This is a genomic window from Spirillospora sp. NPDC052269 (assembly GCF_040679435.1).
In the GTDB taxonomy this organism is placed as follows: domain Bacteria; phylum Actinomycetota; class Actinomycetes; order Streptosporangiales; family Streptosporangiaceae; genus Spirillospora.
The window spans coordinates 1-18,824 of sequence record NZ_JBFAUU010000016.1 but is presented as its reverse complement, the minus strand read 5'-3'; the positions used below and the strand labels follow the sequence as shown (position 1 = coordinate 18,824).

13 protein-coding genes are annotated in these 18,824 nt (G+C 70.5%); 5 read left to right on the top strand and 8 right to left on the bottom strand.

Annotated elements, in window-relative coordinates; all coding sequences use genetic code 11:
* Window positions 1-56: 56 nt before the first annotated feature.
* From AB0L06_RS30660 to AB0L06_RS30650, 3 genes are read right to left on the bottom strand one after another with little or no spacing between them, the layout of a single operon-like run.
* Complete coding sequence (locus AB0L06_RS30660; RefSeq protein ID WP_500234606.1) at window positions 57-3,419, bottom strand: RHS repeat-associated core domain-containing protein; 3,363 nt, start codon at window positions 3,417-3,419, stop codon at window positions 57-59.
* 2 nt (window positions 3,420-3,421) lie between these two features.
* On the bottom strand, window positions 3,422-4,069 hold the full coding sequence (locus tag AB0L06_RS30655) for a hypothetical protein (RefSeq protein ID WP_500234605.1): 648 nt from the start codon (window positions 4,067-4,069) through the stop codon (window positions 3,422-3,424).
* 4 nt (window positions 4,070-4,073) lie between these two features.
* A complete protein-coding gene (locus AB0L06_RS30650; protein WP_500234604.1) occupies window positions 4,074-4,223 on the bottom strand; it encodes a hypothetical protein in 150 nt (49 codons plus the stop codon).
* Between the two features lie 112 nt (window positions 4,224-4,335).
* On the opposite strand from AB0L06_RS30650, the gene AB0L06_RS30645 reads away from it, so the two are divergent.
* From AB0L06_RS30645 to AB0L06_RS30625, 5 genes are read left to right on the top strand one after another with little or no spacing between them, the layout of a single operon-like run.
* On the top strand, window positions 4,336-5,343 hold the full coding sequence (locus AB0L06_RS30645; RefSeq protein ID WP_500234603.1) for an NAD-dependent epimerase/dehydratase family protein: 1,008 nt from the start codon (window positions 4,336-4,338) through the stop codon (window positions 5,341-5,343).
* A gap of 11 nt (window positions 5,344-5,354) precedes the next feature.
* Window positions 5,355-6,464: a DegT/DnrJ/EryC1/StrS family aminotransferase gene (locus AB0L06_RS30640; protein WP_500234602.1), complete on the top strand. Its 1,110-nt coding sequence runs from the start codon at window positions 5,355-5,357 to the stop codon at window positions 6,462-6,464.
* 1 nt (window position 6,465) lies between these two features.
* On the top strand, window positions 6,466-7,059 hold the full coding sequence (locus AB0L06_RS30635) for a dTDP-4-dehydrorhamnose 3,5-epimerase family protein (RefSeq protein ID WP_500234601.1): 594 nt from the start codon (window positions 6,466-6,468) through the stop codon (window positions 7,057-7,059).
* A gap of 33 nt (window positions 7,060-7,092) precedes the next feature.
* Window positions 7,093-8,544, top strand: a complete 1,452-nt coding sequence (locus AB0L06_RS30630; RefSeq protein WP_500234600.1) for an NDP-hexose 2,3-dehydratase family protein — start codon at window positions 7,093-7,095, stop codon at window positions 8,542-8,544.
* A 22-nt stretch (window positions 8,545-8,566) separates the two neighbouring features.
* A complete protein-coding gene (locus tag AB0L06_RS30625) occupies window positions 8,567-9,784 on the top strand; it encodes a methyltransferase domain-containing protein (protein ID WP_500234599.1) in 1,218 nt (405 codons plus the stop codon).
* Window positions 9,785-9,804: 20 nt separating this feature from the next.
* On the opposite strand, the gene rfbB is transcribed toward AB0L06_RS30625, so the two are convergent.
* The 5 genes from rfbB to AB0L06_RS30600 form a co-directional block, all read right to left on the bottom strand.
* A complete protein-coding gene (rfbB, locus tag AB0L06_RS30620; protein ID WP_500234598.1) occupies window positions 9,805-10,797 on the bottom strand; it encodes a dTDP-glucose 4,6-dehydratase in 993 nt (330 codons plus the stop codon).
* On the bottom strand, window positions 10,794-11,876 hold the full coding sequence (locus tag AB0L06_RS30615) for a glucose-1-phosphate thymidylyltransferase (protein ID WP_500234597.1): 1,083 nt from the start codon (window positions 11,874-11,876) through the stop codon (window positions 10,794-10,796). Before AB0L06_RS30615 ends, rfbB begins: the two co-directional genes overlap by 4 nt.
* Before the next feature lie 7 nt (window positions 11,877-11,883).
* Window positions 11,884-13,230 carry a crotonyl-CoA carboxylase/reductase gene (ccrA, locus tag AB0L06_RS30610; RefSeq protein WP_500234596.1) on the bottom strand — a complete coding sequence of 449 codons (1,347 nt, stop codon included), beginning with the start codon at window positions 13,228-13,230 and terminating at the stop codon, window positions 11,884-11,886.
* A 77-nt stretch (window positions 13,231-13,307) separates the two neighbouring features.
* Window positions 13,308-14,570, bottom strand: a complete 1,263-nt coding sequence (locus AB0L06_RS30605; protein WP_500234595.1) for an activator-dependent family glycosyltransferase — start codon at window positions 14,568-14,570, stop codon at window positions 13,308-13,310.
* Between the two features lie 58 nt (window positions 14,571-14,628).
* The gene (locus AB0L06_RS30600; RefSeq protein ID WP_500234808.1) at window positions 14,629-18,816 is read right to left on the bottom strand and encodes an SDR family NAD(P)-dependent oxidoreductase; all 4,188 of its coding nucleotides are present in this window, start codon (window positions 18,814-18,816) and stop codon (window positions 14,629-14,631) included.
* Window positions 18,817-18,824: the final 8 nt, after the last annotated feature.

Below are 18,824 nucleotides of genomic sequence, written 5' to 3'. Positions count from 1 at the left end.
TGCAGCTCACGGCGTGATCTAACCGCAAATGAGCTGTCCAGAACGTTCGGGGCGCATCACAACGGCGCGGACCCGCGGCCGCCCGGATCACGGTGCACGACCGCCACCCCGATGCCCAGGCCGGCGCCGTGAGCGACAACGGCCTTCTTGAGGTCGGCGTCCACCCACGCCATGGACACATCAGGTTGTCGATGGCGACCTTGTCCAGCAACGCCACCGCCGATGAGGCTTTGTTGATCGATCGGTGTGCTCATCGCGTAGTTGACGACGCCGTAGACGTAGCCTCCGAGTGCTGCGCAGCCGACGGCTGTTACGCCTGCGGTGGCAGCACTCGCGCCCACGCATGCGGCGCCCACGGCAATGCTGGCAGCTGTTGCGACGATGGTGGCTTTGTGCTTGTCGACCCAGTTGCTGGCCTTGTTGAACTTGCAGGTCCGTCCGCAGGGTTTCTTAGCGGGTGGGCTGTAGTCGCCTCCGCAGCCGACCACGCATCCGCTGGGAGGCGGCGGTGGGGGTAGGGGGTTACTGGAGCCGTGGGGGGTGAAGGTGTTGCGGTGTTGTTGGCCAAGGTCGTAGCGGTCCTGGTTCCCGGTGTTGCCTGCGGTTGGGCCGCTTCCATCTGCGATGCGGTTGAGACCGGTGGGGTCGGAGCCGTCGATGGGGTTGTTGCCTGCGTAGACGTAGCCGTTGGCGGTGAAGGGGTCGCCGCCGCCGGTGATGGGGTCGGCGCTGACAAAGCGTCCGGTGGCGGGGTCGTAGTCGCGGGCGCCCAGGTGGGTCAGGCCGGTTGCGGCGTCCTTGTTGCCGCCTACGAAGCCGCGGTCCATCGATGATGGCCAGGCAGTGAAGGAGCTGGTGCGTTCGGTGCCGAAGGGCGCGAACCGGCGGAGGCTCCAGTTGTTCTGGTCGACGGCGTTGACGGTGGTGTCGGCGGTGCCTTGGTAGTCGGGGGTGAGGAACTGGATGGTGGAGCTGGAGGTGCCGGTGCGGTAGGCGACGTTCTGGCCAGCGTGGCTGTAGTAGCGGACTGCGCTGGTGACACCGCTGGCCGAGACCTTCAGTTCCTGGTTGGCGAGGTAGAGGGTCTTGCCGGTTGCGTCCTTGCGGATGAGGCGGTTGCCGGCGGCATCGTAGATGTAGCTGGCGAGTTCCTTGCCGGCATCATCGGTGGTCTTGGACAGGTTGCCCTCGGCGTCCCAGACGAGCTTCTGGCCTGGGCGGGTGAGGGTGTTGCCGGCCTCGTCGTAGGTGTAGAGGTCGGTGCGGTTGGTGCTGCCCTGCGTCTCGGTGAGCGACTTCAGGGCATGCGGGCTGTTGGTACCGCTGCCGCCGAGCGCGGCCGGGTAGTTGTAAGTGCGGGTCTTGTCGGCGGCCGGGCCGCCGGTGAAGGCGTGCTGGACTTCCTTGGTGCGGTTACCGACCTTGTCGCCGTAGTTGCCAGCGGCGTCGTACTGGTAGCTGGTCCAGTACGGTGCCGGGCCGCCGATGGTGGTGGCGGTCGGGGCGGCGTTGCAGTCGGTGCCGGTGGTCGACCACGCATCGGTCAGTCGTTGGGCGTAGTCGTAGGTGAAGCATTGGCGGTCCGCCGCCTTGTCGACGGCGTTGGTCAGGATGGACCTGATCGACCCGGAGTCGGTGTAGTCGTACTTGGTCTCGACGTCGAACGCTGCCGTTGAGCTTTGGCGCTTGACGGTGGTGCGCGTCAGGTTTCCTGTGGCCTTGTCCCGGTCGAAGGTCTGCCAGAGGAACTTGTCCGATACCGACGCCATGGCCAGTTGGGTGATGTCGCCAGCACCGTCGTAGACGGTGTCGGCGACATAGGTGGTCAGGCCGTGCGTCCATTCGGGCAGACCCTCGGGGGTGTACTCGGTGGCGACGTCTTCGTCAGGTAGCCCGGTGGTGCCGCCGACCGCCGGATAGGACGTGACTGCGGGTGACCCGTTGAACCGGTAGGTCTGCTTGGTCGTGTAGGTCCCCGCCAAGGCCCCCTGGGAGGCGGGGATCGTGATGGTGGATCCCGTGGCTTTGTACAACCCGTCATAGCCGGTGACGGCGGTGACGTAGGCGTCGGTGCCGACGTATCGGGTCGCGGTGGCAGGGAGGCCCTTGGCGTAGGGGACGGTGTCGTAGGTCCTAGAGGTCAGGAGCGTGGTGCCGTTCTTGACGTCCAAGGGCCGGCCGAGCTTGTCGTAGCCGTAGGTCAGCGTGGTGCCGCGTGCGTCCTTGGTCGTGGCGACCTGGTCGAGCGGGTCGTATGTGACGCTCGAGGTGCCCTTGTCAGGGTCAGTGCTGGTGACCGGACGGCCCTGGACGTCGTAGGTGATCTTGCGGACGTTGCCTGCGGGGTCGCGTTGCTCGGATGGGCGTCCGGCGCCGTCGTAGGTGACGGTGGTCGCGGCGTAGGCGCCGTTCAGGTCGCTGGTCTTGTACTGGCGCGACTCGACAGTGCGGCCCAGGGCGTCGGTCACCGTTGCGGACGGCATGGCGCCTGAGGGCGGGATGACGGTGGTGCGTTCGCCGTCGTACCGGTTGGTGGTGGTCCACTTCTTGGTGCCGAGGCTGTAGAGGGTGCTGGTGAGGACTCGCTGGGCCCCGTCGTAGGTGCTGTAGGCCTGGCTGGGGATCTGGGTGTCGTCCAGGGTCGTCAGGACCGCGGACGGAGCCCCGGTGAGGGCGTATCCCGCGTTGGCCTTCCAGGCGAGGCCGCGGCTGTCGTACTTGGTGTCGTTGACCATCCGGCCGCCGTCGGCTGATTCGTTCTGCGACTGGCGGGGCCGGAGTTGCCCGTCGAGGAGGTCAACGGAGGTCTCGTAGGTGACCGGGCTGGTGTTGCTGAGAGTCTTGGTGGTGATCGAGACCGGGTCGCCGTTGCTCGGCAGGGCGTAGGAGTAGGTGGTGGACGGGCGGTCGGGGTTGGCCTTGCGCGTGTTGTTGGGCAGCCAGGCGCGCACGAGTCGTCCGAGGCCGTCGTACTCGCCTTCGCCGATGCGTCCGTTGGTGTCGGTGACCTTGGACGCCAGGCCGAAGGCGGGGTTGTACTCGGTGGTGGTGGTGAATCCCGCGGCTGGGGCGCCGCCGACGCTGATCGGGGGGCTGGTCAGGGTGCTGGACTTCAGCCAGCCTTCAGTGGCGTCGGTGTAGGTGGTCGTGGTGGTGCGGTCGTCGGCTGTCGTGGCGGTGTCGCCGACCTGGGTGGTGGTAAGGACTCGGCCGTAGTTGTCGTAGGTGCTGGTCACGTCGGTGGCCATGGTCGAACGGCCGCCTGAAACACCGGTGACCTTCTCGGCGCTGGTGAGGTCGCCAGTGGTGGGGTAGGCGCCGTAGGCCTTGCTGTCGTAGAGCATCTTGGTGTCGGAGATCATGTCCCCGGCGACCAGGTTGGGCTCGTTGCTGGCAGCGTTGTCACAGTCGACCGACACCTTCAGGGTGCGGATCGGAAGCGTCCGCGACGCCCAGTCACCACCATGCGCACTCTTGAACTGCCCATAGCTCCGCCCGACGCGACGGTGTCGCAGTCGGTCAGCGGACGTCGCGGTCGTGCCCCTGCCCCTCGCGCTCGTGGCGAACGGTCCATAAGCACGGGGATACCAAGACGGAGAAGTCCCGGCGCACGCTTGAGCTTCCGACGCAGGCCGCCGAGGCGCTCAAGGCTCACCATGTTCGTCAGGCCACGCAGAAGCTCAAGGCGGGGGGTTGTGGCAGTGCAACGACCTCGTGTTCTGCTCGCCGTCCGGGGCGGCACTCGAAGCGGCGCACCGCCAAGACCTGGCGGCCTCGCAACGACGACGGCGCCACGATCGAGCGACTCACCGGCGCCACCAATCCCGCAGGCGTCACCGTCCGCGCAGATCCGGTCGTCAGGCAGGTCACTACGGTTCTCGACGCCGAAGCGGACACGGGCAGTGGCGTTCTTGGAGTAGCTGGACCCCTTGCGCGAGCCGTAGTCGACCCGGCTCAGGTAGCCGCCGGAGACGTACTTGGTGCCGCCGCTGGTCTGCAGGTAGCGGGTGTAGTTGTTGGTCTCCTTCGCGTAGTAGTACGTGATGGTGTTGTCGTGCGGGTCCACCACGTGGTCAAGGTTCCACCGCCACGCCTGGTTGCGACAACGCTGCCAGCAGACCGGCAAGGGCGATCGCGTCGAATTCTGGGACATGGTCGGCGGCCGCCTCTGCTGCCGCGTTGCGCTGGAGATCGACCGCGCGTAGGTCGCGCCGCTGATCCACGACGCGAAGCGTCCCCGCCGGAGCCGCTCCCTTCTGCCACCCCTTCTTCCTGTTGCGCGCGGGCCGAGTTGTGAATCATTTGGACGCAGGAGAGCCGCACGGGAGATGAGACGTGTTCCAAAGATCAGGTTCTGCGGCGGCCGCCGACGGCCGGCCCGTGGTCGCCGTGCTCGGCGCTTCCGGGTTCATCGGCTCCGCGGTGCTGCGCGCGCTGGCAGAGCACCCTGTGCTGCTCCGCGCCGTCGCGCGCCGTCCGACCGCCCGGCCACTCGCCCTGCCCGCCGTGTTCGAGCCGATCACAGCCGACCTGACCGACTGCTGCGCGCTGACCCGGGCCGTCGATGGCGCCGATGTGATCATCTACCTGCTCATGGACGAGGGCGGTTGGCGCTCGGCCGAGAGCGACCCCGCGGCCGAGCGGGTCAATGTCGGCGTCATGCGCAACCTGGTCGAGATCTTGCGCGCCACGACGGCGGAACAGCCCCCACCGACCGTGCTGTACGCGGGAAGCGCCGGGCAGGTGGGGCCGCGCTCGGGCTCCCGGATCGACGGCTCCGAGCCGGACCGTCCAGTGCTGGCCTACGACCGGCAGAAGCTCGCCGCCGAGACGCTGCTGCGGGACGCCACCCGCGAGGGCGTGGCGCGCGGCGTCAGTATCCGGCTCCCCACCGTCTTCGGGCACGGTCCGGTCGCCGACCGCGGCGTCGTGGCGACCATGGCCCGACTGGCGCTGCGGGGTGAGCCCCTCCCACTTTGGGACGTGGGCGCCGTCACGCGGGACCTGCTGTACCTGCCCGACGTCGCGGCGGCCTTCACTGCCGCGCTTGATCGGGTGGACACACTGGCCGGACGGCATTGGCTCATCAGTTCCGGGCACGACCGGCCGCTCGGCGACGTCTTCGCCGCGATCGCCGAGGCCGTGGCCAGACACACCGGCGAGCCGCCCGTCCCGGTCGTTCCGGTCGCCCGTCCCGGCCATGCCACATCCGGCGACTCCGACAGCGTGTCCATCGACGACTCCGCCTTCCGCGCGGCCACCGGCTGGCGGCCCCGCGTGAGTTTTCGCACGGCCCTGGACCGGACGGTCCTGGCGTTGCTGAACGAACCGCACCGACCTTGAGGAGACCATCGATGCCGACGTACGTCTGGGACTACCTGCCGGAATACGAGGCTGAACGTGAGGACCTGCTCGACGCGGTGGACACGGTGTTCCGCTCCGGCCGACTCGTCCTCGGCCCGAGCGTGGCGGGCTTCGAAGAGGAATTCGCCGCCTACCATGGCCTCCCGCACTGTGTAGGCGTCGACAACGGCACCAACGCCGTCAAGCTCGCCCTCCAGGCGCTCGGTGTGGGCCCGGGCGACGAGGTCGTCACGGTGTCCAACACGGCCGCGCCGACCGTTGTCGCGATCGACGCGGTGGGTGCCAAGCCGGTTTTCGTCGACGTGCGCGCCGAGGACTACCTGATGGACGTCGACCTCGTCGAGGCGGCGATCACCAAGCGGACCCGGTGTCTGCTCCCGGTCCACCTGTACGGACAGTGCGTCGACATGGCCGCGCTCCGGGAGATCGCCGACCGGCACGGGCTGCCGATACTCGAGGACTGCGCCCAGGCGCACGGCGCGCGTCAGGACGGCGCCCTGGCCGGAACGTTCGGCGAAGCGGCCGCCTTCTCCTTCTACCCGACCAAGGTGCTGGGCGCCTACGGTGACGCGGGCGCGATCGTGACGCCCTCGGGCGAGGTGAACGAGCGGCTGCGGCGGCTGCGCTACTACGGCATGGCCGAGCAGTACTACGTCGTGGAGACGCCGGGTCACAACAGCCGCCTGGACGAGATCCAAGCGGAGATCCTGCGCCGCAAGCTGACCCGATTGGACACCTACGTCGAGGGGCGCCGCGCGGTTGCGCGGCGATACGAGGAGGCACTGGGCGACACCGACCTGGTGCTGCCCGCGACCGCGTCCGGCAACGAGCACGTCTACTACGTGTACGTAGTGCGGCACCCCCGGCGCGACGCGATCCTCGATGCGCTCAAGGCCGAGGACATCCACCTCAACATCAGCTACCCGTGGCCGGTGCACACCATGTCGGGTTTCGCGCACCTGGGGTACGGAGAAGGCGACCTGCCGGCGACCGAGTCGCTGGCCCGGGAGATCTTCTCGCTCCCCATGTACCCCTCGCTGCCGGTCGAACTCCAGGACCGTGTGATCTCCGCCGTCCTCAAGGCCCTGGCGAACGGCTGACATGGACGTGCGCGAACTCGCCGTGGAAGGGGCGCTGGAGTTCACCCCGCGCGTCTTCCCCGACGAACGGGGAACGTTCGTCTCGCCGTTCCAGGAACCCGCGTTCGCGGCGGCACATGGTGCGCCTCTGTTCCCGGTGGCCCAGACCAGCTTCAGCAGGTCGCGCCGGAACGTGGTGCGGGGTGTGCACTTCACCGCCACGCCGCCCGGCTGCGCCAAGTACGTGTGCTGCGTCCAGGGCGAGGCCCTGGACATCGTGGTCGATCTGAGAACCGGGTCTCCGACCTTCGGTAGGTGGGACGCCATCCACCTGGACGGGCGAGACTTCCGCTCGGTCTACTTCCCGGTAGGCGTCGGCCATGCCTTCGTCGCGTTGAGCGACGACACCGTCATGTCCTATCTGCTCTCCGAGAGCTACGTTCCGGAGAACGAACTGGCCCTGTCGGTGCTGGACCCCGACCTGGGATTGCCGATTCCGGACGGCGTCGAGCCCATGCTGTCCGAACGAGACCGTGCGGCCCTCTCCCTGGCCGAGGCGCAAGCGCGCGGGCTGCTTCCCGACTACCGGCTCTGCCGCGCTCTCGCGGTCGGCTGACCCGCAGGAACAGCAGATGGGACCGATCACACCATGAACAACTTCGCGCCCCCACTGGCCTCCGCCCACGACCTGGGCCTGCCGTCGTTCGTCGGCGCGGCCCTGGCCGCCGGATCCGGGGCCGCGGACATCGCCGACGTGCGCGCTTGGCTGGACGACTATGGCACCCGCTCGCAGATGCGGGTCGAACGCATCCCGCTGGACGCCATGGAGGGGTGGTACCGCGCGCCGGACGGCGGCGACATCCGGCACCGCAGCGGCCGGTTCTTCTCGGTCGAAGGCCTGGAGGTCCTCCGGCCCGACGGGCCCGTCCCGCACTGGAACCAGCCGATCATCAACCAGCCGGAGGTGGGCATCCTCGGCGTCCTGATGCGCCGTTTCGACGGTGTCCCGCGCTTCCTCCTCCAGGCCAAGGCCGAGCCGGGCAACGCCGGCGGCCTGCAACTGTCCCCCACGGTCCAGGCGACGCGCAGCAACTACACACGAGTCCACCAGGGGCGGCCCGTTCCCTACCTGGGCTACTTCCAGGACACCTCTCCACACCGCGTCATCTCCGACATCCGCCAGTCCGAGCAGGGGTCCTGGTTCCTCTGCAAACGCAATCGCAACATGGTGGTGGAGGTGACCGAGGACGTCCCGGTCGCCGACGGCTTCCGGTGGTTCTCGCTTCCCCAGATCCACCGGCTGCTCGCGGTAGACGACCTGGTCAACATGGATGCCCGGACCGTGCTGTCGTGCCTGCCGTTCGCCGGCGGGGTGCCCTGCGGAGCCATCGACGGGGACGGCCTCCACGCCGCCCTGCTGCGGTCCTGCAGACCGGACGCGGCGTTGCACAGCAACGGCGAGATCCTCAGCTGGATCACCTCGGCGCGATCCATGAGCACGCTGCGGGCCCGGTCGCGCCCTCTGGACTCCCTGCCGGACTGGCGGTTCGCCGACGGCCGGATCACCCACGAGCGGGGGGCGTTCTTCGACATCATCGGCGTGGGTGTGGAGGCTGAGGGCCGCGAGGTCGCGCACTGGTCCCAGCCCATGCTCGAACCGCGCGCCGAGGGCGTCATCGCCTTCGTCGTGCGGCGCGTCGCCGGGGTGCTCCACGCTCTGGTGCGGATCCACCACGAACCCGGTTACGTGGACGAAGCCGAGCTCGCCCCGACCGTCCAGACCACCCCGGCCAACCTCGAGCACCTGCCTCCCAGCGCGCACCCGGACCTGCTCGACCAGGTCCTGGACGCCGCCCCGTCCCGGATCCTCTTCGACACCGTGCTGTCGGAGGAGGGCGGGCGCTTCCACCATGCGCGCAACCGCTACCTCGTCGTCGAGGCCGAGGCGGACGACGATCCCCTCGAAGCGGTTCGAGACCCCGGGCAGTTCCGCTGGATGACCCTCTACCAGCTCAGCGAGCTACTCCGGCACAGCCACTACCTCAACGTCCAGGCCCGGACACTGGTCGCCTGCACGCGCAGTCTCCTGACCCGTCCGTAGTACAGGAAGGACCCTGAAAACCATGGTCGAGTGCCGGATCTGCGGCGGTCCCGTCCGCGAATACTTCGACTTCGGGCGACAGCCCCTGTCCGACGCCTTCATCACCCCCGAGCAGAAGGAGGGGGAGTTCTTCTACCGGCTGGCCGTGGGGATGTGCGCCGAGTGCACCATGGTGCAGCTGACCGAGGAGGTCCCCCGGGACCGGATGTTCCATCAGGACTACCCCTATCAGTCGTCCCTGTCGGCGGTCATGCGCAAGCACTTCGAGCAGACCGCCCGGCGTTTCCTGGACGACGAGCTGACCGGGCCGGAACCGTTCATCGTGGAGGTCGGCTGCAACGACGGCGCGATGCTCGGCGCCGTCCGGGAAGCGGGCGTGCGGCATCTGGGCGTCGAGCCCTCCGGCGGCGTCGCCGACCTGGCACGGGCCAAGGGCATCCGGGTCCGCACCGCGTTCTTCGAGGAGTCGACGGCGCGGGAGGTCGCGGCGGAGGAAGGCCCGGCCGATGTCATCTACGCGGCCAACACCATCTGCCACATCCCCTACCTGGACTCCATTCTGCGCGGGGCGGACGTGCTGCTGAAGCCCGGCGGCGTCTTCGTCTTCGAGGATCCCTACCTGGGGGAGATCGTCGAGCGCGCCTCGTTCGACCAGATCTACGACGAGCACTTCTACTTCTTCACCGCCCGCTCGGTGCAGGAGATGGCGCGGCGCTTCGGTTTCGAGCTGGTCGACGTCGAACGGCTGGAGGTGCATGGCGGGGAGGTGCGCTACTGGCTGGCCCGCGCGGGCGAGCGCGAGCCGGCGGCGGCGGTGGCCGAGCTGCTCGCCGAGGAGCGGGAGCGCGGGCTGGCCGAGCCCGCGACGCTGGAGAGGTTCTGGGCGGCGGTCCAGCGCAACCGCGACGACCTGCGCGCCCTGCTGGAGCGACTGCGCGCCGAGGGTAGCCGGGTGGTGGCCTATGGCGCGACCGCCAAGAGCGCGACGGTCGCCAACTTCGCGGGGCTCGGCCCGGATCTGATCGAGTTCGTGTCCGACACCACCCCCGCCAAGCAGGGGCGGCTGACGCCCGGCTCGCACATCCCTGTGCGCGGCCCCGAGGACTTCGCCGCAGACCACCCGGACTACGCCCTGCTGTTCGCCTGGAACCACGCCGACGAGATCATGGCGAACGAGCAGGCGTTCCGGACGGCCGGCGGCAAGTGGATCCTGTACGTCCCGGACGTGCGCGTGGTCTGAGCGACCGGCGGCGCCTCACCTCACCGCGGCTGATGGGGGCCCTTCTTCAGGGGCTCCCACCAGCCGCGATTGCGTTCGTACCACTGGACGGTGTCGGTCAGCCCGTCGGCGAACGAGACGGACGGCGTGTACCCGAGGGCCCGCAGCCTGCCGTCCGCCAACGAGTAGCGGCGGTCGTGACCGGGGCGGTCAGGGACGCGCTCGACCATCGACCAGTCGGCGCCCAGCTCCGTCAGCAGGCGCCGCGTCAGCTCCAGGTTGGTCAGCTCGGCTGTTCCGGCGATGTGGTAGACCTCGCCGGGCAGGCCATGCTCCACAACGGTCTGTATGCCACGGCAGTGGTCGGCGACGTGGATCCAGTCGCGGACGTTGCCGCCGTCGCCGTACAGCGGCACCGGCAGGCCGTCCAGCAGGTTCGTGACGAACAGCGGGATGACCTTCTCGGGGAACTGGTAGGGGCCGTAGTTGTTGCCGCACCGGGTGATCGACACCGGCAGGCCGTGGGTGCGGGCATACGCCCGGGCGATCATGTCACCGCCCGCCTTGGCCGCCGAGTACGGCGAGTTGGGGGCCAGCGGGGCCGACTCGTCCCACGAGCCGGCCCCGATGCTCCCGTACACCTCGTCGGTGGAGACGTGCACGACGCGCGGCACGCCGGCCTCCAGGCACGCCTGGAGCAGCGTCTGGACGCCCAGCACATTGGTGCGGACGAACTCTCCCGGGCTGGCGATCGACCGGTCGACGTGTGACTCGGCCGCGAGGTTGACCACCACGTCGTGGCCGGGGACCAGCTCGGCCAGCAGCTCGGCGTCGCAAATGTCCCCGTGCACGAACGTATGTGCCCCCGAGACGGGTTCCAGGTTGTCCAGGTTCCCCGCGTAGGTCAGCGCGTCCAGCACCGTGACCTCGCCGCGGGGCCCGAGCCCGGACCTGAACTCGGGATCGGCGACCAGCGATCGCACGTAGTGCGATCCGATGAACCCCGCCCCGCCGGTCACCAGCACGCGTGTCATCTTCCGCTCCTCGAACTGTTGATCTGCACGGTGCTGTGGTCGCCGAGCACGAGGCGGTGCGCATGGGGGGCGCGCGGCGCGGCGGTGACCCGCACCTCCCGGCCGATCAGCGAGCCCTCGATCCGGCCGACGCCCTCCACCCGCGTGCCCGAAAGCAGGATCGAGTACTCGATCTCGCTGTCCAGTACGGTGCAGTCGCGGTCGACGGAAGTGAAAGGCCCCAGGTAGGAGTCGCGGACAAGGGTGCCCGCACCGACGATCACCGGACCGAGGATGCGCGAGCGGACGACGGACGCGCCGTGCTCCACCACGACGCGCCCGACCAGCTCACTGTCATCGTCCACGTCGCCCTCGATGGCGGGCCGCAGTCCGTCCAGGACCAGCCGGTTGGCCTCCAGCATGTCCGAGACGTTGCCGGTGTCCTTCCAGTAGCCGGTGATCACCGTCGGGGACACCGTGCGGCCCTGCTCCAGCAGACCCCGGATGGCGTCGGTGATCTCCAGTTCATCCCGCCAGGACGGTTTCAGCCCGGCGACGATCTCGTGCACGGCCGGGGTGAACAGGTAGACCCCGACCAGCGCGAGGTCGCTGCGGGGATGTTCCGGCTTCTCCTCCAGACCCACCACCCGGCCCGCCGCGTCCAGTTCCGCGACCCCGAACGCGCGCGGGTCGGCGACATGGGTCAGCATGATCTGGGCGTCGGGCCGTTCAGCGTGGAATCGCTCCACCAGGTCGCGGATCCCCCCGACGACGAAGTTGTCACCCAGGTACATCAGGAAGTCGTCGTCGCCGAGGTACTCCCGGGCGATCAGCACCGCGTGCGCCAGGCCGCGCGGCGCGTCCTGCTGGAGGTAGGTCACCTCCAGGCCGAACCGCGAACCGTCGCCGACGGCGTGCTGGACCTCGGCGGCGGTCGCGCCGACGACGATGCCGACGTCGCGGATGCCCGCGTCCCGGATCGCCTCCAGCCCGTAGAACATGACGGGCTTGTTGGCGACCGGAACGAGCTGCTTGGCGGAGGTGTGGGTGATGGGCCGCAGCCGCGACCCGGACCCTCCGGCGAGAACGAGCGCCTTCATACGGTCGTCACGTCCGGCTCTCGCTCGACGCCAGCACCCGCAGCGGGCTCGGCCGATCGAGGCCGAGTTCCGCGCGGCGCGCGGGGTCGGTGACGCCCAGCCCCTCCTCAGGCGCCAGGCACAGCACACCGACCTTGCCGACGTGCCGGTTCTGCTGGACGTGGCGGGTGGCCTCGCCGACCTCGGTAAGGGGGAACACCTGCGAAACGACCGGATCGAGGCGTCCGCGCTCCAGCAGCCGGACGCATTCGGCGTGCTCCTGGAGGTTGGCGGCGTGGCAGCCCAGAATCCGCTTGGAGTTCATCCACAGATAGCGGTTGTCGTACTGGTGCATGTAGCCCGTGCTGGAGCCGCAGGTGACGACCGCGCCACCGCGCCGGATGACGAAGGCGGAGATCCCGAAGGTGGCCTGTCCCACGTAGTCGAACGCGACGTGCGGGTCCTCTCCGACCTCCCGGCGGATGATCTTTCCAAGGCGTTTGCCCTGCTCGATGACCTGGTCGGGGGTGGGGATCCCCGACATCCCGATCTGCTCCCGGTTGATCACGACCTCGCAGCCCAGGTCGCGGGCCACCTGCTCCTTGGCCTCGGAGCCGACCACGCCCACCGCGATGCCCCCGGCATTGCGCACGAGCTGCGCGGCGAACGCCCCGAGGCCACCGGTCGCCCCCCAGATGAGCACGACGTCGCCGAGCTTGATACGGGCGCCCGCATCGCTGATGAGCATGCGGTAGGAGGTGGAGGCGCACAGCTGGGTGCTGCCCGCCTCCTCCCAGGTGAGGTGGGCGGGCTTGGCCAGCAGCTGGCTGCCCTTGACCACCGTGTAGGTCGCCAGGCCACCGTAGTTGGTCTCGTAGCCCCAGGCACGCTGGCCCTGGCTGAGCACACTGTCGGCGTGGGTGGCGGGCTCGTGGTCGTCGGTCTGCAACGGCGAGATGACGACGTGGTCACCGACCTTCCAGCGGCTGAGGCCAGCACCGGTGCGCACCACCACCCCGGTCGCGTCGGAGCCGATCACGTGGAACGGCCGGTCGTGCCGCGCCGCGAACCCGCCCTGCCGACCGTAGCGCCGGATGAAGCCGAACGTGGGAAGCGGCTCGAACGTGGCCGCCCAGACGGTGTTGTAGTTGATGGAGCTGGCCATCACCGCGACCAGCGCCTCGTCGGGTGCGAGCTCGGGCATCGGCACCTCCCCGACCCGGATGGACTTGCGCACGTCCTTGTCCTCGACGCCGGTGAACATTCCGGTGTCGGACTCGCTGAGGTGGGCGGCCATGTACCGCTCGGGCACGGGAAGGTTCGTGAGGGTCTCCGGAGAGGCTCCGGTGAGCGCGGCTTCGGCGAGGGGGTCCACAGCGTCCTCTTTCTCTTGGGGTTTCGTGGGGGGGTGTCGGGGTCCTGCGCGGTGGCCGGCGGTCACCGGCCACGTGGTCACTGCCGGTGGTCGAGGGTGAGCTTCTCCAGAAGGGGGACGACATCGGCGGGAGCGGGGGCGGCGAGCAACTCGCGGCGCAGCCGGTCGGCGCCATCGGCATGGGCCGGCTCGTCCAGCAGCCGCCGCAGCCCCTCGCGGAGCCCGTCGGAGGTCAGTTCGGTGTACGGCACGACCAGCCCGGCCCCGAGCTCGGCGGTCCGCCGGGCGCGGTAGAAGTCGTCCCACGCCGACGGGAACATCAGCTGGGGCACGCCGGCGGCGGCCGCGGTCGCCCAGGTCCCGGCCCCCGCGTGGTGCGCGATCGCCGAGCAGGTCGGCAGCAGCGCGTGCAACGGCACGAAGTCGACGGCACGCACATTGGCGGGCAGGTCTCCGATCCCCTCCCGCTGCGCGGCGCTGAGGGTGGCGACGATCTCGACGTCGAGATCGGCGACCGCGTCCAGCAGCGTGCGCAGCGGCACCCCCAGGAACTCGGCGTCCCGCCCGGTGATGCCCAGGGTGAGGCAAACGCGCGGGGCCGACGGCGGCTCCCGCAGCCAGTCGGGCACCACGGCGGTGCCGTTGTAGGGGACGTACCGCATCGGCACGATGCGTTCGGGGGTCGGCAATCGGATCCCGGCGGGCATCTGGTCGATCGTCCAGTGGCCGCGCAGCATCCGTTCGGAGAACACCAGCCCGTGCCGGTCGAGCGCGCCGCCGAGCCAGGCGGCCAGGGGGTCGGCGCGCTGGGCGGGCGGCCGTCCGGCCAGCGCCTCCAGGAAGGCCTCACGCTGGTCGACCAGCAGGTCCGCTCCCCACAGCAGCCGCGCGTGCGCAGCGCCGACGGCCTCGGCCGCGACGGCCCCCGCGGGGGTGAACGGTTCCCAGATCACCAGGTCGGGCCGCCACTGGCGGGCGAACTCCACCAGTCCGTCGACCATCGATGCGTTGTTGGCGGGTGCGAAGAACCGCTCGGTCATCTGCTCACTCGCCGCCTGGAGGAAGCCCCAGGTGTGCACACGTGGGTGGACCGGGTCGAAGTCCACGGCCGCGTTCCAGCCACCCCCGGTGCCGTCGCCGTCCTCCCCCGCCACGGCCTCCAGCCAGGTGTGGTCCTCGCCGACCGGCACGGCGGTCAGCCCGGCCGCCACGATGGCTTCGGTCAGCGCGGGCTGGCTGACGACCCGCACCTCGTGTCCGGCCGCACGGAAGGCCCAGGCCAGCGGGACCTGGCCGAGAAAGTGGGCGGACTGGGCGAAGGTGGTGAAGATGACGCGCACAGCTTGCCTGGTTCCTCTCAGTGGATTCGGGTGGGCGGCGGGCGGATCAGGCCCCGCCCTATTCGGTGCCGAACGTCGAGTCGATCAGCGCGAACATCTCGTCGTCGGTGGCCGTCCCGAGGTCGTCGTGGGCTCGCGGCCTGTCAGCGGCGCCCTGCCAGCCGTCCAGCAGCGTCCGCAGCCGGGCGGCGACGGCCGAGCGGTCCGCCTCGGACAGTTCGGCCTTCGCCAGGGCGTGGCCGAACCGATCCAACTCCCCGAGCAGGGCGACCGAAGGGGAAGCCGCCGTGGGCGGCTCGTGAGTGCCGCCGAACAGCTCAGTGCGCAGGAACTCCAGCAGCGCGGCGGCGTCGGGGTGATCGAAAGCCAGGGTCGTGGGCAGCCGCAGTCCCGTCGCGGCGGTCAGCCGGTTGCGCAGTTCAACGGCCGTCAACGAGTCGAAGCCAAGGTCCTTGAAGGGCCGGGCCAGGTCCAGCAGGGCGGGGTCACCGTGTCCGAGGACCGTCGCGATCTCGGCATGGACGAGGTCGGCGAGCGCTTGGTCGCGTCGTGCGGGCGGCAGCTCCGCCAAGCGCGCGGCGAGGTCCGCGCCACCTGCGGAAACCGGGCCTCCCGCCGCCACGGGCCGTGCCGGACCCGCCGCCAGTTCACGCAGGATCGGCCGCGGCCCGCCCGGCGTGGCCGCCACGGTCCGCACGTCAAGGCGCACCGGGACCTGCACGGCGTGGTCGAGGCGCAGCGCCGCGTCGAACAGCGCGAGCCCCTGCTCGTCGGTGAGGGGCAGCAGTCCGTCGCGCGCGACCCGCCTGAGGTCGGCCGCGCCCACCTGCCCGGCCATGCCGCCCTCCTGCTCCCACATGCCCCACGCCAGCGAGGTCGCGGGCAGTCCGGCGGCGCGGCGCGTCGTGGCCAGGGTGTCCAGGAAGGCGTTGGCCGCCGCGTAATTGCCCTGGCCTGGTCCGCCGAGCACGCCCGCGAGCGAGGAGAACAGCACGAACGCCCGCAGGTCGGCTTCTCGGGTCAGTTCGTCCAAGTGGAGCGCCGCGTCCGCCTTGGCCGCCAGGACGGTGTCCAGTCGGTTCGGGGTGAGCGCTGTGACGACGCCGTCGTCCAACACGGCGGCCGCGTGCACGACGGCGTGCAGCGGACGGTCGAGTCCGCGCAGCAACCCGGCCAGGGCGGTCCGGTCGGAGACGTCGCAGGAGACCAGCGCGACGGCCGCGCCCCGTTCCTCCAGCTCGGCCACCAGCTTCCGCGCGCCCGGCGCGTCGGCGCCGCGGCGCGACACCAAGGTCAGGTGCCGGACACCGTGCTCGGCGACCAGATGCCCGGCCAGCACCCGCCCCAGCCCTCCGGTCGCACCGGTGACCAGTACCGTTCCCTCTGGATCCGCGATCGGACGGACTTCCCCCAGCGGCCCCACGGTCGGGACCAGCCGCAGCGCCTGCAGCGCTCCCGCGCGGACCGCCACCTGCGGCTCGCCGGTCGCCACGGCGGCACCCACCAGGGAGCCGTCGTCGGGGTGGGCGACGTCGACCAGCACGAACGCGTTCGGATGCTCGGCCTGGGCAGACCGGACCAGGCCCCACACCGCCGCCTGCGCCGGGTCGGACGCATCCTCGCCCACCGCGCCTGCGGTGACGAACACCAGGCACGCGGCGGCGGACCTCGGGTCGGCCGTCCACGCCTGGATCAGCTTCAGCACGCGGTGGGTGTGCTCGCGGGCCGCCGCGTCCGACGCATCCGACGACCGGGTGAGCCGGACGGCGACCACCGGCGGCAACGCTTCGGCGGCCGGAAGCTCGGCCGGATCGTCCACGAAGACGACCGGGACGGGGGACGGTGTCGGAACCGACTTCCACAGTTGCCGATAGGGCAGGGCACCGGCGGCCCGGCCGGTCTCCGGCGCGGCCTCGGCCAGCGGACGGACCACGACCGACGCCGTTGCGACGGGCACGCCGTCGGCGTCGCAGAGATCGACCGTCGTCATCCCCGACTCCGCGCGCGTCAGCCGCACGCGGACCCGGGAGGCGTGCGCGGCGTGCAGGATCACGTCGGACCAGGCGAACGGCAGCCGCGGCTCCTCACCCTCGGCTCCGGCCATCGCAGCATGCAGGGCGGCGTCGAAGAGTGCCGGGTGCAGGACAAACCCTTCGGGTCCGGTCCCCTCCGGAAGCTCCGCCTCGGCGAAGGTCACCTCGCCAGTACGCCACACTCGGCGCAGCCCGCGGAAGGCAGGACCGTGATCCACCTCGGCGGCGGCGAACTGCTGGTAGAGGCCGGTGATGTCGACCTCCGGCGCGGCAGGCGGCCACTGGAGCAGGCTGACCGGCTCCGGTCCCGGCTCGGGCGTCAACGTTCCGGTCGCGTGCAGGGTCCATTCCGCGTCGGGGGGCGCGGCGTCGGTGACCGAGTGCACCGTGACCGTCCGCGCCCCCGCCCCGTCGGGGGCCGAGACCCGTACCTGGAGCCGCACCCCGTATCCGGCGGGCAGGGTGAGCGGCGCGAGCATCGTCAGCTCCGCCACTCGCGCGCATCCCGAGCGATCAGCGGCCTGTACCGCGAGCTCGACGAGCGCGGTCCCCGGCAGGACGGCGACGCCGCGCACCTTGTGGTCGACCAGCCAGGGATGCGTGGCCGTCGACAACCGGGCGGTGAACAGGTGTCCCTCGCCGTCCGGCAGGGCCGTGCCCGCGGCCAGGAGGGCGTGGTCGAACGTCTCCAGCCCCAGACCCGCCGCGTCGACGGCGGCCGTTTCCGGCCGGTCGTCCACCCAGAACCGCGTCCGCCGGAAGACGTAGGTCGGCAGGTCGATCACGCGGCGGCCGGAGCCGTGCACCGCCGCCCAGTCCACCGGCACGCCGCCGGTGTGGGCGGCGGCCATCGACCGGCGGAACCGGTCGATGCCTCCATCGCCGCGGCGCAGCGACTCGATCACGGCGGCGTCCGCGCCCGCCTCCTCGACGATGTCCTGCAAGGTCGCGGTCAGCACCGGGTGCGGGCTGCACTCGACGAACACCCGGTGGCCGTCCTCCAGCAGCGCCGCCATGGCTCCGACGAAGTCGATGGGCCTGCGGGCGTTCTCGTACCAGTATTCGGCGTCCAGTTCGGTCTGCTCGAGGAACCCGCCGGTCACGCTGGAGTAGAAGGCGGTGGTCGCCTGCGTCGGCCGCAGTCCGGCCAGCACCTCCAGCAGGCGTTCGCGCACCTGCTCGACGTGGGGGCTGTGCGAGGCGTAGGCGATCGGAATGCGCCGCGCCCGCACGCCGGTCCGTTCGCACTCGGCCAGGAACTCCTCCAGCTCGGGCAGATCACCCGCCACCGTGGTCGTGTGCGGTCCGTTGTAGGCGGCGATGGACAGCCGGCCCTTCCACGAGGCGATCAGCGCCGTGGTCTCGTCGGCGGACCTGGGCACCGACACCAGCCCGCCGCGTCCGGCCAGCGTCGCCCGGATGATCTGGCTGCGCAGCGCGACGACCCGGACCGCGTCGTCCAGGCTCAGCGCGCCCGCCACGTGGGCCGCCGCCATCTCGCCCTGCGACTGGCCGACCACGGCCGCCGGCACGACACCGTGGTGGCGCCACAGCTCTGCCAGCGACACCATGACCGAGAACAGCGCGGGCTGGATCGCATCGTCCCGCTCCAGTGCGTCGGCGTCGTCGAGGATCTCCAGCAGGTCCCAGTCGAAGTACTCGGCGAACGCGTCGGCGCAGCGCCGCATCGACGCGGCGAACACCGGCGACGTCCGCAGCAGTTCGCGGCCCATCCCGACCCATTGGCTGCCCTGGCCGGGGAAGACGAACACCACGTTGCCCTCGACGGCCCGGCCTGCCACGACGGCGGTGGACGAGGTCCCCTGTGCGAGCGCCGACAGGCCCGCCGCGAGCTGATCACGATCGGCTCCCACCACGACCGCGCGGTGCGTGTGCGCGGTGCGGGCCGTGGCCAGCGACCAGCCGACGTCGGCCGGGGACTCCTGTGACCCGGCCGCGAAGGAGGCCAGTCGGGCGGCCTGCTCCCGGAGCGCGCCCTCGTCAACCGCCGACAGCGGCCACAGCACGGGGCCCTCGACGTGGTCGTCGGGAGTGCTCTCGGTGTCGGGTTCGGCGGGAGCCTGTTCGAGGATGACGTGGGCGTTGGTGCCGCTCACACCGAAGGCGGACACGGCCGCGCGGCGCGGCCGGCCGGTCTCAGGCCACGCGGCAGTCTCGGTGACCAACTCGACCGCACCCGCCGACCAATCCACATGCGAGG

What these genes read in the sequence shown, in the direction of transcription:
- rfbB (WP_500234598.1), bottom strand. Translation starts at nt 10,797, where the DNA reads ATGACACGCGTGCTGGTGACCGGCGGGGCGGGGTTCATCGGATCGCAC.
- AB0L06_RS30630 (WP_500234600.1), top strand. Translation starts at nt 7,093, where the DNA reads ATGAACAACTTCGCGCCCCCACTGGCCTCCGCCCACGACCTGGGCCTG.
- AB0L06_RS30635 (WP_500234601.1), top strand. Translation starts at nt 6,466, where the DNA reads ATGGACGTGCGCGAACTCGCCGTGGAAGGGGCGCTGGAGTTCACCCCG.
- AB0L06_RS30640 (WP_500234602.1), top strand. Translation starts at nt 5,355, where the DNA reads ATGCCGACGTACGTCTGGGACTACCTGCCGGAATACGAGGCTGAACGT.
- AB0L06_RS30625 (WP_500234599.1), top strand. Translation starts at nt 8,567, where the DNA reads ATGGTCGAGTGCCGGATCTGCGGCGGTCCCGTCCGCGAATACTTCGAC.
- AB0L06_RS30615 (WP_500234597.1), bottom strand. Translation starts at nt 11,876, where the DNA reads ATGAAGGCGCTCGTTCTCGCCGGAGGGTCCGGGTCGCGGCTGCGGCCC.